A 14,435-nucleotide genomic window follows, 5' to 3' on the forward strand; every position below is an offset into this window, starting at 1 on the left:
CCAGGTTGCCGTGGACGCCGGGGCTGCCGGGGCGCGGACGGACTGCTGGACGTGCTCCCGGCCCAACGGGGCCGGGCGGATGCCTCAGCCTCAGCCGGCCTGCTGCTGCACCAGGGCCACGGAGGCCTCCAGTGCCTGGCGGGAGAGCAGCAGCATCCGGGCCTGGCTGGAGGCGATCGCCTCCAGCGGGCAGGTCTCCAGGCAGCGGCGCATCACGGCGGCGAGCTGGTCGCTGCTGCAGGCCTCGGCGTTGAACAGATGGGGCCAGCCGGTGCGGCCGAGCACCTCGGTGAGCTTGCCGCCGCCGGCGATCTGATCCACCGCGATCACGGGCACGCCGGCGGCCAGGGCCAGCAGCGAACCGTGCAGGCGGGTGGTGAGCACCAGATCCACCGCCTCGAAGCCGGCCTGGATCCGGGCCGGGGTGTTGGTCGCCGAGAGCACGGTGTCGATCGGCAGCACCGGCCCGGGGTGGTCGGCCAGAACCTGCTGGAACAGGTCCGCCGCCGCCGCCGAGCGGTCCCTTGCCGGTCCGTAGTCCTTCTGGGGCCCGCGCAGGCAGAGGCCGATGCGGGCACCGGCCAGGCTGGCCGGGCGCGGACGCTCGAGGGCCGGACGGCAGTGGCCGATGGCCAGATCGAAGAAGGCGGGCTCCCTGCCGTCGCGGGCCACCACCCCCTCGAGCAGGGCGTTGAGGGGGTCCTGGCGCTCGAGGATCGACACCCCGGCGGCGAGCTTGCGGGTTGGGCCGCAGGCCGACAGCAGGCGCCGGAGCCGCTTGGTCATCACCAGCGGTCCGCAGACGAACACCAGGGTGCGCAGCTGGCCGGCCAGCCGCCACGGCCGGCGGATCGCCAGATGGGTGGGGAGCGCATGGCGGGGATGGGACAGCACGGTGTGGGGCACCCCGGCCGCCAGCAGCGCGGCGGAGAGGTTCTCCACCGCCAGGAGGTCTCCCAGGGTGGCGCCCCGGGGCCAGCTGCCCCACCACACGAGGGCCACCGGAGAACAGGCCGGGGGCTGGCGCCAGCCCCGCAGCCCGGCGGGCAGCAGTCCGGTGAGCCGGGGGCGGCCAGGTTCAGCCATGGGGCGCCTCCCCGGGGGAGGGGAATCCCGGGCCGGGGGGCCAGTGGCGGCTGCGGCGCACGGCCACCACGCCGGTGAACCCCGGCACGGGGGCGGCGCACTTGCGCAGCTCCAGCCGCACCGGCACCGCCCCGTAGAGGGCCTCGACCCGGCTGAGGATGCGCTCGCTGAAGTGCTCCAGGGTGAGGCACTCTGTGCGGGGGGCCAGCCGCTGCAGGTCCGCGATCAGGCGGCTGTAGTCAAGGCTGGCGGCCAGGGCGTCGTCGCGGCCGGCCTGGCGCAGATCGGCAGCGAGCACCACATCGAGCTCGAACCACTGCCCCCGTTGCCGCTCCTGCTCCAGCACCCCCACGTGGGCCCAGAGGCGCAGGCCCCGCACCACGATCTGATCGGTGCTCACAGGGGCAGGGCGCGGTGGGTGAAGGCGCGGACCCCCGTGGCGTAGTCGGCGGCGATGTGCCCCTCCCCCCGCAGGCGGTAGCGGTAGGTCACCAGGCCTTCGAGGCCCACCGGCCCGCGGGGGGGAAGGGTCTGGGTGCTGATGCCCACCTCGGCGCCGAAGCCGTAGCGGAAGCCGTCGGCGAAGCGGGTGCTGCAGTTGAGGAACACACCGGCACTGTCCACCGCCGCCAGGAAACGATCGGCCGTCGCCGCGTCGGTGGTGCAGATCGCATCGGTGTGGCGGGATCCGTAGCGGCGGATGTGCTCCAGGGCGTCCTCGAGGTCGTCCACCACCTTCACCGCCAGGATCAGATCGGAGAACTCGCTGCCCCAGTCCTGCTCCCGGGCGGCCACGCCCACCCCCAGGGACTGGCTGGCCGCATCGCCGCGCAGCTCCACCCCCGCCTGCTCGAAGGCGGGAATGGCCAGCGGCAGGAAGCTGGCGGCGATCGAGCGGTGCACCAGCAGGGTTTCGATGGCGTTGCACGCCGCCGGATACTGGGTCTTGGCATCGAGGGCCACCCGCAGGGACTGGGTCCCATCGGCGGCCGCGTCCACGTAGAGGTGGCACACCCCGTCGGCGTGGCCCAGCACGGGGATGCGGGTGTTCTCCTGGATGAAGCGCACCAGGGCATTGGAGCCGCGGGGGATGATCAGATCCACCAGGCCATCGAGCTTCAGCAGGGCCAGGCTCTCCTCCCGGCTGGTGAGCAGCGCCAGGGCCTCCGGCGCCACGGCGCTGCGGCCCAGCCCGGCCTGCAGGGCCTGGAGAATGGCCGCGCAGCTGCGGCTGGCCTCGCGGCCTCCCTTGAGGATGGCGCCGTTGCCGGAACGGATCGCCAGGGAGGCGATCTGCATCACCGCATCCGGCCGGGCCTCGAAGATCACCCCCACCACCCCCAGCGGCACGGTGAGGCGCTCCAGCACCAGGCCCTGATCCAGCTCGGTGTGGAGCTGCCGCCGGCCCACCGGATCCGGCAGCGCGGCCACCTGGCGCACGCCGGCGATGGCACCATCGAGCTTGGCGGCATCCAGCTTCAGGCGGGCCACCAGGGCCGGTGCCAGGCCATCGGCGGCCGCGGCCTCCAGATCCGCCTGGTTGGCGGCGAGGATCGCGGCGCGGGCCTGCTCGAGCGCTTCGGCCATGGCGAGCACCGCCTGGCGGCGCTCGCCATCGGCGCACTGACCCAGGGCCATGGCGCTGCGGCGCACCGTGGCGGCCCGCTGCAGCAGCTCGGGACTGGGATCGGGAACGGAAGCCCCAGGGGCTGCGGAACCCGGGGAGGCTGACCCCGACGGGGTGGAGCCGGACGGTGGGGTGGCGGTGACAGTCATGCCCCCATCATCCCAACCGGAGCGGGGCCAGACGCTCGAACGCCAGCCGCGCTGCCCCCAGCCGGCCGGCCCCGTTGCCCAGGGCGCAGCGTTCGATCCGCAGACCCTCGCGGCTCACCGCCAGAACCCGCTGCTCCACCTGCTCCCACACCGCCGGCAGGAAGTGGTGGCTGGCGCCACTGAGACCGCCGCCGAGCAGCACTAGTTCGGGGGTGAGCACGTAGAGAAGCGAGCTGAGCCCGATGCCGAGCAACCGCCCATAGGCCTGCCACACCGCCAGGGCCTCGGCATCGCCCCCATCGGCGCGGCGGCAGAGCTCGCGGGGATCCAGGCCGCTGAGCCGGCCCAGACCACCGATGCTGCAGTAGCTCTCCAGGGAACCACGGTTGCCGCTGTTGCAGGGGGGGCCCTCCGGCTGGATCCCGATCAGGCCGGGCTCGGCCGCCGCCCCCCCATGGCCGGTGAACAGCCGGCCGCCCAGCAGCACCGCCCCACCCACCCCCGTGCCGAGGGTGAGCAGCAGCACATCGGCGCTGCCGCGGGCGGCGCCCTGCCAGAGCTCGCCGATCACCGCACAGTTGGCGTCATTGGCCAGGGTCACCTGCCGCTGGAGCAGCGGCTCGAGCCAGTCCGCCAGGGGCACATCGCGCCAGCCCGGCAGGTTGATGGCGATGCGGGCCCGGCGGCAGGTGCGGTCGCTCGGGCCGGGATGCCCGATGCCCACCCGGTCGGCGCGGCTGTCCGGGTCGATCGCCGCCACCGCCTCGGCGATCGCCGTGGTCACGGCCCCGGGCACGGCGGGCTGGGGGGTGGGGCACACGGCCTCGGCCAGCAGGGTGCCCGCAGCGTCGAAGCGGCCGAGCTTGATGGCGCTGCCGCCCAGGTCCACGCCGATGGCCTGGGGAAGCGGGGAGCGCTCCGCGGTGGACGGATCCATCTCAGAAGCGGAAGAACACCTGCAGCTGGGTCTGCCACACCCCCTGGGTGTCGACCGATCCCTGCAGGTTGATCAGTTCGGAGGCCTTGAAGTTGAGGTTCAGCTGGGGGGGCACATCGGAGCGGTTGGGGGCCGCGAGCACCGAGGCATTGAAGCGCTCGGTGATGTCCAGGCCGATCTCCGAGCCGAGCACCAGCTGGGGGGGCACCCGCCCGGAACGTCGCTCCGAGCCGCTGCCCACCGTCTGGTTCACGTAGGCCGGATACAGGGCGAAGCTGAGCCGCTGGTTGAAGGCGTCGCTGAGCGTGCCGAGCAGGGGGGAGAGCAGCGACTGGCCCACCACCGTGGCCAGGGCCGCCCCGGCGCCCGATCCGCTGAGGCCCGCCAGGGAGTTGCCGCCGATCAGGGCCAGCAGCCGGTCCTCCGGCAGCGGCGGGCTGCTGCGCAGGCTGATCGTGTCGGCGAGGCGGTCGGCCGGGCCGCTCACCGACAGATACACGCGCACCAGGTTGAGCTGGTCGAGGGAGTTGGTGCCTCCCTGGGCTTCGATCTCCGCCAGCGACGGCGCGTAGGAGCCGCTCGTGCCCAGGCCGCCCACCTGCAGGCTGTCGGACACCCTCGTGCGCAGGGCGATGTCCACGTAGGGGATCAGGCCGGCGGAGGGGGTGAACACGGCCACGTTCGGAGCATCGGGATCGAGGCTGAAGGTGGTGGTGAACAGGGTGAGCCGGCCCCGCTTGAGCCGCACCACCCCCCGGGCCTCCAGCGTGGGATCCAGACGGCCGTTGATGGTGAGCACCCCTTCGGAGGCGAAGCTGGCCAGGTTGGGCACCCCCACGGTGAGGTCCGGTCCGAGGGTGAGGCGCAGGTTGTCGAAGCCCACGACGCTGTACCGGGGCAGCAGATCCCGCAGGCTGGCGCTGGCCTCGCTCTCCACGCCCGGGCCGTAGAGCACCAGAGGTCTCTCGAACGTCCAGCCATCGAGCGCCAGCTTGGGCACGCTGTCGCCGCCGGCAGGACCCACCTCGGCAGGCTGGACGTCGATGGAGCCGCGGGCCACGGCCAGGTCGCCACTGAGGTCCAGCGCCGCCAGGCTGCCGGAGACCACCAGGGTGCCGTCCGCCTCCGCCTTGACCCGTGGCAGGGCGAAGGGCACGTCCTTCAGCACGATCTGGAGGCGGGACGGTTCCTTGGCCTCGGTCACGGCCGGCTCCAGCAGGCCGAGGCTGCCGGTGCCACTCAGCGTGCCGCTCTTGCCCACCTTGGCCGTGAGTTCCTGGAGGAACAGCTGCTCGAAGTCGAACAGCACCGTGGCCTGCAGGTCTTCCACGGTCTGGCCCGCCAGGATGAGATCCCCGTCGCGGAAGCGCAGGAAGCCGTTGGCGATCGGCCGGTTGAGGCTGCCGCGCACCAGAAGCTGCAGATCGGCACCGCCCTTGCGCCACTCCACACCGGGGCCAGCCAGTTCGCTCAGGAAGCGCAGGCCGTCGTCGCGGCTGGCCAGGCGCAGCTCCATGCCGTCGGTGTCGGGGTTGAGGGGCAGGCTGCCGGCCAGCTCGATGTTGCTGGAGGCCCCCTCCGCCTTGACAGCCAGATCCAGGGTCATGGTGTCGTCGGCCACCGCCACGGCCCCCCGTTCCAGGGTGAGGGGCGTCTCCCCCACAACCGCGCCGTCGAGGGCCATCGCGATCGAAAGTTCCGGCTCGGCCCCTCCCAGCCGGTAGGTGCCGCTGGCGCCCAGGCTGCCGCGCAGGCCGGCCGGCACGGGGGTGAGCAGGGCCAGCAACGCCAGCGGCAGCCCCGAGAACGAGAGTTCCCCGGCACCCAGCCGGAACGGACCCCGGAGCTGCAGACGCACGGGCTCGCCCGTGAGGGCCAGGTCCTCGTCCAGGCCGGGCAGCCAGAGATGGCCGTCCACGCGCAGGTCGGCGCGGGTGTCCACCAGCCTGGGCCCCTCCAGGGTGGCCTCCAGGTTGAAGCGGGCCGAGAGCTTCTCGAGCCGCTCAGCGGTGCTCAGGCCGGTGAGGGAATCCCGGCGGGCTCCCTGCAGCGCGGCGCGGGCCCGGTCCAGAGCCGCCAGCTGACCATCCAGGCTCCCCCCCAGGGTATCGATCAGCAGGGTGCCCAGATCCATGGCGGATCCCTGGGCAATCGGCGCCTCCCCCTGCCAGCGCGGCCAGGCATCCAGCATCTGGCGCACCAGCGGATCCCGCAGGTTCTGGCCGCTGATCGTGGCCCGGAAGGGCCCCTTCCAGCTGCCGCGCCAGTCGATCGCGATCCGGCCGGAGCTGAGGGGCTCCACCGCAAGACGGGCCTCGTAGCGGCGTTCGTTGTACTTGCCCTCGATGGTGGCAGTGCGCGCCCACACACCCAGCAGCACCGGGTCCTCCAACCGTGCCGCTCCCCGGAAGGCCAGGGGCTGCAGTTCCAGCTCCCCGCTGCCGCTGAGGGTGCCCTGCAGGGGCTGGCGCTGGCTGCGGGGGCCCAGGGTGAGCAGGAGACCTTGGAGGGGGAAGGTGGCGGCAGTCCAGCGGTAGAGCCGGGGGGTGCCCCGCAGGGTCAGCTCGCCACCCCCGCGACGCAGCAGCACCGAGCGGGGCACCCAGCGGCGGTCGAGGCTGGCCTCGAGCACGGCGACCTCTGCCGCGCCGGCGGCCTCCATGGCCAGCCTCCCACCGCCGGCAGGATCGCCGAACCAGTTGCCCACCCAGGTTTCCGACACCCGCAGCGGACCCGCCCCCGGACGGCTCACCTCCAGGTCGAAATCCGGGGTGAGGCCCGTGAGCGGGCCTCGGATGGAGCCGCGGGCCTGCAGCACACCCTCCAGACTGGTGCCGACCAGCGCGCCCAGCTTCGGCAGGGGGTAGTCCCGCAACGCCAGGCGCAGATCCAGAGAACCGAAACGGGGCGACTGGCCGGGTTGGAGCCGCAGGGGCAACGAGCCGCTGGCCGTGAGGTGATCGCTGCGGAAACGCTCCAGCCGCAGCTCCTGGCCCTTCCAGCGGAGCTGTCCGCTCCAGCCGCCCAGTACGGGGTTGGCCGCCTGGCGCAGGTCCGTCTCCACCAGCGGGGTGGGCCAGGCACCCTCCACCCGCAGCCGGCCGGTCACCGCATCGCCGATCAGGTTCAGCGGCGTGCCCGGCGGCAGGGGCAGGTCCGCCGGCAGCAAGCGCCAGTCCCCGCGCAGGCTCAGCCGGCGGCCCACCTCGCCGCTGGCCCGCAGCCAGGACCCGCGCCGGCGGATCTCGAGGGTGTCGACCGCCAGCTGCTGGCGGTTCCAGCGCGCCTTCAGACCCACCCGCCCCGCCAGCTCCCCCCAGCGCCAGTCGGTGGTGGGGAGCGAGAGGCTGTCGCCACGGCAGCGCAGCAGTGGATCGCTCACCCCGAACGGCGGATTCGAGCCCGGCGCCTGCCACAGCACCTGGCGCAGGCGCAGCTCGCCCTGGCAATCCGGCCGCCCATCCCGCCAGGTGAGGCGGACGCGGCCGTGGCCGCTGCCCTTGAGGGCACCGGGGAGCCCGAGCAGCTTGGCCGGGAGCTGCAGGGGAAAACCCTGGCTGAGCACGTCCGCCTTCAGGCGCTGCTGACCCCAGTTGGCATCGGCGCCCAGGCGCAACGTGCCGGGGCCGGGCACCCCGCGACCATCCATGGGCTGCAGCGAACCGCTCAGCTGGATCGCCTCGTTGTGGACCTGCAGGTCAGCCCAGGCCTGCACGGTCAGCCGCACCAGCCGCGTCTCCTCGGCCGCCGGCCGAATCGCCACCCTGGCGGGCTGGGCCATCCGCAGACGCAACTCCAGCCGCGGCGGGGGCGCCTTGGTGTCGCCGGCTCCGAACACCCAGTACTGCCCTTGGGGGTTGCGCCGCAGGTCCACCTCCAGCCCGGCCAGGGTGAGCTGCAGCACCGGCAGGCGACGCCGGAGGCTGGAGAGCGGATCCAGGCTCACCGAGAGCTGGGACGCCTGCAGGCTGGAGCGGTCGGCCGCCCCAGGCAGCACCCGGGTGGGCCCGATCCTCAGCCCTGACCAGCCGAACCCGCGGTACTCCCCCAGCTTGAGGGGATGGCCCAGGGCCTTGCCGATCTGCTGCTCCAGCTGGGGCCTGACATGGCCGTACACGGACCTGGCCACGTGGTCGGCCGACCAGGCGGCGGCAGCCGTGGCCCCCACAGCTGCCAGCAGGGCGATCTCCAGACCGGTGGGCCGGCGCGGCCGGCGGGACCCCCTCCGGGGGCGGTTCCTGCCGGAATCTCCTGGCCCCCCGTCGAACTCGCCTGCTCCAGGGGTCTGCTCAGGCAACTCCGCCATGCACCCGGGGCTGCCCTTGCGTTGGTCGGGCGCAATATAACGGCGTTGCCCAGCCCTCCCCAGCCCATGCCCACCGACCCGATTCTCTTCACCGCAGGGGAGTGGCTGGGCGCCGCCAGCGGGCTTCTGGCCATCGCCACGATCGCCGGCTTCCTGCTGCGCTGGGGGATCCGCTTCCGGCTAGTGGGCATCACCAGTTTCACCGCCCTGCTGGCATTGTCCTGCCTCGCGTTCGCGGTGAGCTACCGGCCTCGGGTCAGCGTGGCGGGGGCCGTGAGCGTGCCCGTGGTGTTCGACAACGGGGGCGATCTGGTGATCGCCGCCGCCGCGGCGGACTTCCCCGTGGGCGCTGAAGCGGCGACGGTGGAACAGGTGGCCCTCAACCTGCGGGGCAGCGGCCGCAACACCAGCGACGGCCTGGTGACTGTGCGGTTGCGCCGGGTGGAGCCCCTGGAGCCAGGCCTGAGTGCCCCCCGCGTGCTTGCCGAGGCCCGCCGTGACCTGCGGGACGGCAGCGTGGTGGTGAACCTGAACCCCGCTGGGCCATCCTGAACAGGACCACCGCTGCCGGGGGACCACCGGGCTGGAGCCTGCCCCCCCATTTCGCACGGGAGCAGCGGCAGCTCCTGGCCGCCGGCATTCGGAGCTGGGAGGCGCTGGCCGCGGTGGACGACGCCACCCTGCGGCGGCTGGGACGGGCCGGTGGCGCCAGCGAAGCCCGGCTGATCCGGTTGCGCGGCCAGGCCCGGCTGATCATCGGCGTGGGCCTGGAGCCAGCGGATGCCGCCCTGCTGCTGCACGCCGGAGTGCCGGACCCTCGCGCCCTCGCGCAGGCCGACCCGCAACGGCTGCTGGTGCAGATGGGTCGGCTGCAGCGGCGGCTCACCGGCATGGCAGCCCCCCTGATCACGCTGGCCACCCTTCAGAGCTGGATCCGCCGGGCGCGGGCCCAAGGGCACGCCGGGCCATAAACTGACCCTTCGAGCCAAACCTGCAGCCCACCCACTCCTAGATCGGAGTGAGCCGAGGGCAGACCATGGTCTCCTCCCAACAACACCAGCGGACCTGGAGGCAACCGGGGCGCAGCGCCCGGCCCCGCTCCAGATCCCTGGCGCGACACCTGTTCACTGCGGCGGCAGCGCTGCTGACCCTGGCCCCGCTGGCGGCCTGGAGCCAGTCCCAGATCCTGGAGAGCGTCAAACGCAACCCGGCCAAGGCCAAGCAGATCTGCGGCCAGCTGCGCCAGATGAACGCCGACGGCGTGTCCTACACAAGCCGCAGGGCCACCAGCCAGATCGCTCAGCAGGAAGGGCTCACCCCTGGCGATGCCGAGGTGCTCACCACCTACGTGGTGGGTCTGCATTGTCCCGACGTGCGCTGAATGGAGCCTGGCCCGCTCCCTGATGGGCCGCCCCCCCATCGCGACGCGTGGCTCAGCTGCCGCGACGGGGTACGGCTGGTGAGCCGGATCTGGTCACCGCCGGGCGAGGGTCCCTGGCCCGTGCTGCTGATGCGGCAGCCCTACGGCCGAGCCATTGCCTCGACCGTGACCTACGCCCACCCCGGTTGGTATGCCAGCCATGGGTTCCTCGTGGTGGTGCAGGACGTCCGCGGCCGCGGCGACTCCGAGGGGGAGTTCGCGGGGTTCGCCCAGGAAGCACGGGATGGCACCGACACGCTCCACTGGGTGCGGCAGCTTCCCGGCAGCAACGGCCGGGTGGGGTGCTACGGCTTCTCCTACCAGGGCCTCAGCCAGCTGCTGCTCGAGCCCGACGGTCCCCTTCCGGACTGCCTGGCCCCCGCCATGGCTGGGCTGGATGAGCGGCTGCACTGGGCCAGCAGCGGTGGAGCCCACTGGTGGGCCCTCGGTCTGGCCTGGGGACTGCAACTGGCGGCGGAACGTTGCCGCCGCCGGGGCGATGCCGAGGGATGGGCGGAGATCCGCCGCAGTCTGACCACGCAGACGTTCCTGGACAACGGGCTGGCGCTGCTGAACCGCTTCGATCCCGGCGGGATGGCCAGCGCCTGGTTGGCGCGGGATGCCACCACCGCCAACCGATGGCGCCGGCATCCGGTGCCCGAGCCGCTCTGGCGCCGGCCGATGCTGCTCACGGGGGGATGGCACGATCCGCACCTGGAGGGGATCCTCGATCTCTGGCGCCAGGCCAGGAGCCAGGGAGGCCGTCCCCTGCTGCGGATCGGAGCCTGGAGCCACCTGGCCTGGCAGGGCGGCATCGACGAGCTGCTGCTGGACTTTTTCCGCTGCCATCTGCAGAAGGCGGGCAACCCGGTACACCGTGACGCGCCTGCTCTTGATCTGGCCGTGCCGATCGCCCTGCAGGACTGCCGCGATGGGCTGTGGCGATCAGCCCCAGCAGTGGAAGCCCCCCGGCAGCTGCCGCGCTGGTGGCTGGGCACCGCTGACGGGGTCTGCGTGACGAGCCGCGGCGGTCGGCTGGCGACGTCTGCCGCGGGGCTGAGCCAGCCCTGGGTGGGCCTGGTGCACGACCCCTGGCGTCCGGTGCCGGGCCGCGGGGGTCATCTCGGCCTGGACGCCGGGCTGTGCGATCGGGCCGATCTGGACCAGCGCCAGGATGTGGCCTGCTTCAGCACTGAGCCGCTGGAGGCCGCCTGCAGCCTGGCGGGCAGGCCCGTGCTCGATCTGGTGGTGCGGGCTGACCAGCCGGGTTTCGATCTATGCGTGGCCCTCTCTGCCGTGGCCGCCAATGGCCAGGAGGTGCAGCAGCTCTGCACCGGCGTGCTGCGCCACTGCGGTGACAGCAGCCTGAGGCCTGCCATCCATCGGATCCTGCTGCAACCGCTGAGCGCCGTGCTTCAGGCCGGCGAGCGGCTGCGCCTGTCCCTGGCCGGCGCCGCCTGGCCCCAGGTGGCCGTGAACCCCGGCACCGGGGAGCTGCCCCAGGGGCCTGCCACGGCACGGCACCGGATCATCACCCTGTGGGTCCAGACCGCCACGGCCCAGCTGAGCATCGAGCCCTTCCCCTGGGTGGAAGCTGGGGCAAACTGAGCCCATCGATCCCCCCCAGCTGATGCGGTCCTCCCTGCGGCCAGGCCAAACGGACTGGCCTCCTGTACAGCGCGCCGGCCTGAGGGTCCTGGCCCTGGCGCTGGCGCTGGGCGGTGCCGCACTATGGCCGGGCGTTCAGGCCGGCCAGGGCGCCGCGGCAGCGGTCCCGGCGGCGGCCAGCCCTGGTGCCAGGGAGGGAGCCGGCCTGAGCGTGGCGGAGGCCCGGGCGGCGGCCGAGCGGATCCTCAAGGCGGTGCAGACCCGCGACCCCAACCTCCGCTTTGCCCAGTTCTCCCCGGAACTCCAGGCGATCAGCAGCCCGGCGATGGTGGCCGACACCATGCGCACCCAGCCGAAGCTGCTGGGCTGGACCCTGCTGAGCGTGCGGGGCGGGCTGGCCTCCACCACCGTGGAGGCCAGCCTCAGGACCAGCGACGGCGTGCGCGACCTGTTCATGGTGCTGGATCGCGAGGGTCGGCTCAGCGGCTACCACTTCGATCTCACCGACGCCAAGGCCAGCCGGGTGGCCGCCGACTTCGTGCGGGAACTCAGCCGTGGCCATTTCATCAGCGCCCGCAGCTACCTGGCGCTGCCGCTGCAGGAGGAGCTCACGCCGGCCACGCTGCAGGCGAAGTGGCAGCAGCTGCAGCGCAGCACCGGCAATTTCGTGAAGGTGGTGCGGGTGATCGAGGCCAGTCGCAGCGAGGACAGTCAGCTGGTGCTGGTGAACACCGAGTTCAACCGCGTGACCGACAACCTGTTCGTGATCCTCAACACCAACAACGAAATCATCGGCGTCGATTTCCCCAAGGACCCCAACCCGCCCCAGCCTGCGGCCAACCCGGCCCGCTGACGCGGGCGGACTGCCGGCGTACCCGCCTGGACAGGCCGCCTAAGCTCGCGGATCGTTTGCTGCGTCTCGATGCCGGTCCCCACGCTGGAGTGGTTGGTGGAGGATGGTGCGCGCCTGGCGGAGTGCCGCCACGACCACCCCTTCGCCGTGCTGGGCCCCCAGCCGATCGATGCGGGCCGCTGGGTGGTGCGGGTGTGGATGCCGGAGGCCGACGAGGTGCTGATCCTGCGGGGGGAGGACGTGGTGCCCACCGCCACCCCCAACCACCCCTGGGTGTTCGAGGCGGAACTGGATCACGACCCCAGCTCCAGCTACCGGGTGCGGGTGCGCCGCGCCGGCATCACCCATGAGACCCATGACCCCTGGGCATTCCGCGAGGAGTGGATGGGCGAGCTGGACCGCCATCTCTTCGCCGAGGGTAACCACCACCACATCTGGCGCCGGATGGGAGCCCACCTGGTGGAGCGGAACGGGGTGGCCGGGGTGATGTTCTGCCTGTGGGCCCCCAACGCCCGCAGCGTGGCTGTGATCGGGCCGTTCAACAGCTGGGACGGGCGGCATCACCCGATGCAGTCACGGCTGGGAGGCATCTGGGAGCTGTTCATCCCCGGCGTGGCCGCTGGTGCCATCTACAAATACGAGATCCGCACCCAGGCCGGGCATTGTTACCAGAAGGCCGATCCCTACGGCTTCCGCCACGAGGTGCGGCCTGCCAACGCGTCGATCGTGCACCCCCTGGGGGGCTTCGCCTGGAGCGACGCCGGCTGGATGGACGAACGGGACAGCCGCAATCCGCTCGACCAGCCGGTGGCGGTGTACGAGATGCATCTCGGTAGCTGGATGCACGCCAGCGCTGACCAGCCCTACATCGAGGCCGACGGCACGCCGAGGCCCCCGATCCAACCCGCTGACCTCAAACCCGGTGCCCGCCTGCTCACCTACCCGGAGCTGGCGGACAGGGTGATCCCCTATGTGAAGGCACGGGGCTTCACCCATATCGAGCTGATGCCGATCTCCGAGCATCCCTTCGATGGGTCGTGGGGCTACCAGGTGACGGGCTGGTACGCCCCCACCAGCCGCTTCGGCACACCGGAGGAGTTCCGGGCTTTCGTGAACCGCTGCCACGCCGAAGGGATCGGCGTGATCCTCGACTGGGTGCCGGGCCATTTCCCCAAGGATGCCCACGGGCTCGCCTTCTTCGATGGCGCCCATCTCTACGAGCACGCCGACCCCCGCATCGGGGAGCACAAGGAGTGGGGCACGCTGATCTTCAACTACAGCCGCAACGAGGTGCGGAACTTCCTGGTGGCGAACCTGGTGTACTGGTTCGAGGAATTCCACATCGACGGCATCCGGGTGGATGCGGTGGCCTCGATGCTCTACCGCGATTACCTGCGGCCCGATGGCGAATGGCTGCCGAACGAACAGGGCGGCCGGGAGAATACCGAAGCGGTGCTCTTTCTCCAGCAGGCCAACCATGTGCTGTTCCAGCACTTCCCAGGCGCCCTGTCGATCGCGGAGGAATCCACCACCTGGCCGATGGTGACCCAGCCCACGAACATCGGCGGCCTGGGCTTCAACCTGAAGTGGAACATGGGTTGGATGCACGACATGCTCGATTACTTCGAGCTGGATCCCTGGTTCCGGCAGTTCCACCAGAACAATGTCACGTTCTCCATCTGGTATGCCTACACCGAGAACTTCATGCTGGCCCTCAGCCACGATGAGGTGGTGCATGGCAAGAGCAATCTGCTCCACAAAATGCCGGGCGACGACTGGCAGAAGTTCGCCAACGTGCGCGCCCTGCTGGCCTACATGTGGACCCATCCCGGCAAGAAGACGATCTTCATGGGGATGGAGTTCGGCCAGCGGGCTGAATGGAACGTGTGGGGAGATCTTCAGTGGGACCTGCTGAACTACGAACCCCACCGCGGCATCCAGCGACTCGTGGATGACCTGAACGTGTTCTACAAGGCGGAGCCGGCCCTCTGGGGCGATGACTTCAATGAGTACGGCTTCCAGTGGATCGACTGCAGCGACAACCGCCACTCGGTGATCAGCTTCATGCGGCGCGAGAGCACCACGGGGCGCTGGCTGGTGGTGGTGGCGAACTTCACGCCCCAGAGCCACTCCCACTACCGGGTGGGGGTGCCGGTGGAGGGCTTCTACAGCGAGGTGTTCAACACCGACGCCGAACGGTACGGCGGCAGCAACCTGGGCAATCTGGGCGGCAAGTTCACCGACACCTGGGCGGTGCATGGCTACGAGCACTCGCTCGACCTCTGCCTGCCACCGCTGTCGGTGCTGGTGTTCCAGCGGGATGAGAAACGCAGCCTCGAGGCCGCTGAATTCGCCGCCTCGGCTGCGCTGCCGGCCGCCTGAGGCGGGCGTTGTCGAATTGTCACGCTGGGGGGCCACGGGCCCGGGGAGCGCCAGGGCCCTTCGGCTA

The 14,435-nt window shown here is 71.7% G+C and carries 11 protein-coding genes; 6 read left to right on the forward strand and 5 right to left on the reverse strand.

Annotation, left to right across the window (positions count from 1 at the left end):
- Window positions 1-90 precede the first annotated feature (90 nt).
- From CBM981_RS03435 to CBM981_RS03455, 5 genes are read right to left on the reverse strand one after another with little or no spacing between them, the layout of a single operon-like run.
- Window positions 91-1,086 (reverse strand): polysaccharide pyruvyl transferase family protein, encoded by a 996-nt coding sequence (locus CBM981_RS03435; RefSeq protein ID WP_087067270.1) that lies wholly within the window; start codon window positions 1,084-1,086, stop codon window positions 91-93.
- Window positions 1,079-1,486, reverse strand: coding sequence for a dihydroneopterin aldolase (gene folB, locus CBM981_RS03440; protein WP_087067271.1), 408 nt, complete (start codon window positions 1,484-1,486; stop codon window positions 1,079-1,081). Before folB ends, CBM981_RS03435 begins: the two co-directional genes overlap by 8 nt.
- Window positions 1,483-2,862 (reverse strand): glutamate-5-semialdehyde dehydrogenase, encoded by a 1,380-nt coding sequence (locus CBM981_RS03445; protein WP_157665316.1) that lies wholly within the window; start codon window positions 2,860-2,862, stop codon window positions 1,483-1,485. The genes folB and CBM981_RS03445 overlap by 4 nt, the downstream gene beginning before the upstream one ends.
- Window positions 2,863-2,869: 7 nt before the next feature.
- Entirely contained in the window at window positions 2,870-3,799 is a 930-nt protein-coding gene (locus CBM981_RS03450) for an ROK family protein (protein ID WP_087067272.1), read from the reverse strand.
- Window position 3,800: 1 nt separating this feature from the next.
- Entirely contained in the window at window positions 3,801-8,105 is a 4,305-nt protein-coding gene (locus CBM981_RS03455; protein ID WP_087067273.1) for a translocation/assembly module TamB, read from the reverse strand.
- Between the two features lie 66 nt (window positions 8,106-8,171).
- On the opposite strand from CBM981_RS03455, the gene CBM981_RS03460 reads away from it, so the two are divergent.
- The 6 genes from CBM981_RS03460 (at window position 8,172) to glgB (ending at window position 14,368) form a co-directional block, all read left to right on the forward strand.
- Entirely contained in the window at window positions 8,172-8,657 is a 486-nt protein-coding gene (locus CBM981_RS03460; RefSeq protein ID WP_087067274.1) for a Ycf51 family protein, read from the forward strand.
- 38 nt (window positions 8,658-8,695) lie between these two features.
- On the forward strand, window positions 8,696-9,076 hold the full coding sequence (locus CBM981_RS03465) for a DUF4332 domain-containing protein (protein ID WP_087067275.1): 381 nt from the start codon (window positions 8,696-8,698) through the stop codon (window positions 9,074-9,076).
- 65 nt (window positions 9,077-9,141) lie between these two features.
- Entirely contained in the window at window positions 9,142-9,486 is a 345-nt protein-coding gene (locus CBM981_RS03470; protein ID WP_225867510.1) for a hypothetical protein, read from the forward strand.
- On the forward strand, window positions 9,487-11,133 hold the full coding sequence (locus CBM981_RS03475; protein WP_087067276.1) for a CocE/NonD family hydrolase: 1,647 nt from the start codon (window positions 9,487-9,489) through the stop codon (window positions 11,131-11,133). It abuts the gene before it with no gap.
- A 22-nt stretch (window positions 11,134-11,155) separates the two neighbouring features.
- The gene (locus tag CBM981_RS03480) at window positions 11,156-11,986 is read left to right on the forward strand and encodes a DUF3887 domain-containing protein (protein WP_087067277.1); all 831 of its coding nucleotides are present in this window, start codon (window positions 11,156-11,158) and stop codon (window positions 11,984-11,986) included.
- A gap of 69 nt (window positions 11,987-12,055) precedes the next feature.
- Entirely contained in the window at window positions 12,056-14,368 is a 2,313-nt protein-coding gene (gene glgB / locus CBM981_RS03485; RefSeq protein ID WP_087067278.1) for a 1,4-alpha-glucan branching protein GlgB, read from the forward strand.
- Window positions 14,369-14,435 lie beyond the last annotated feature (67 nt).

Source organism: Cyanobium sp. NIES-981 (assembly GCF_900088535.1).
GTDB lineage: Bacteria > Cyanobacteriota > Cyanobacteriia > PCC-6307 > Cyanobiaceae > NIES-981.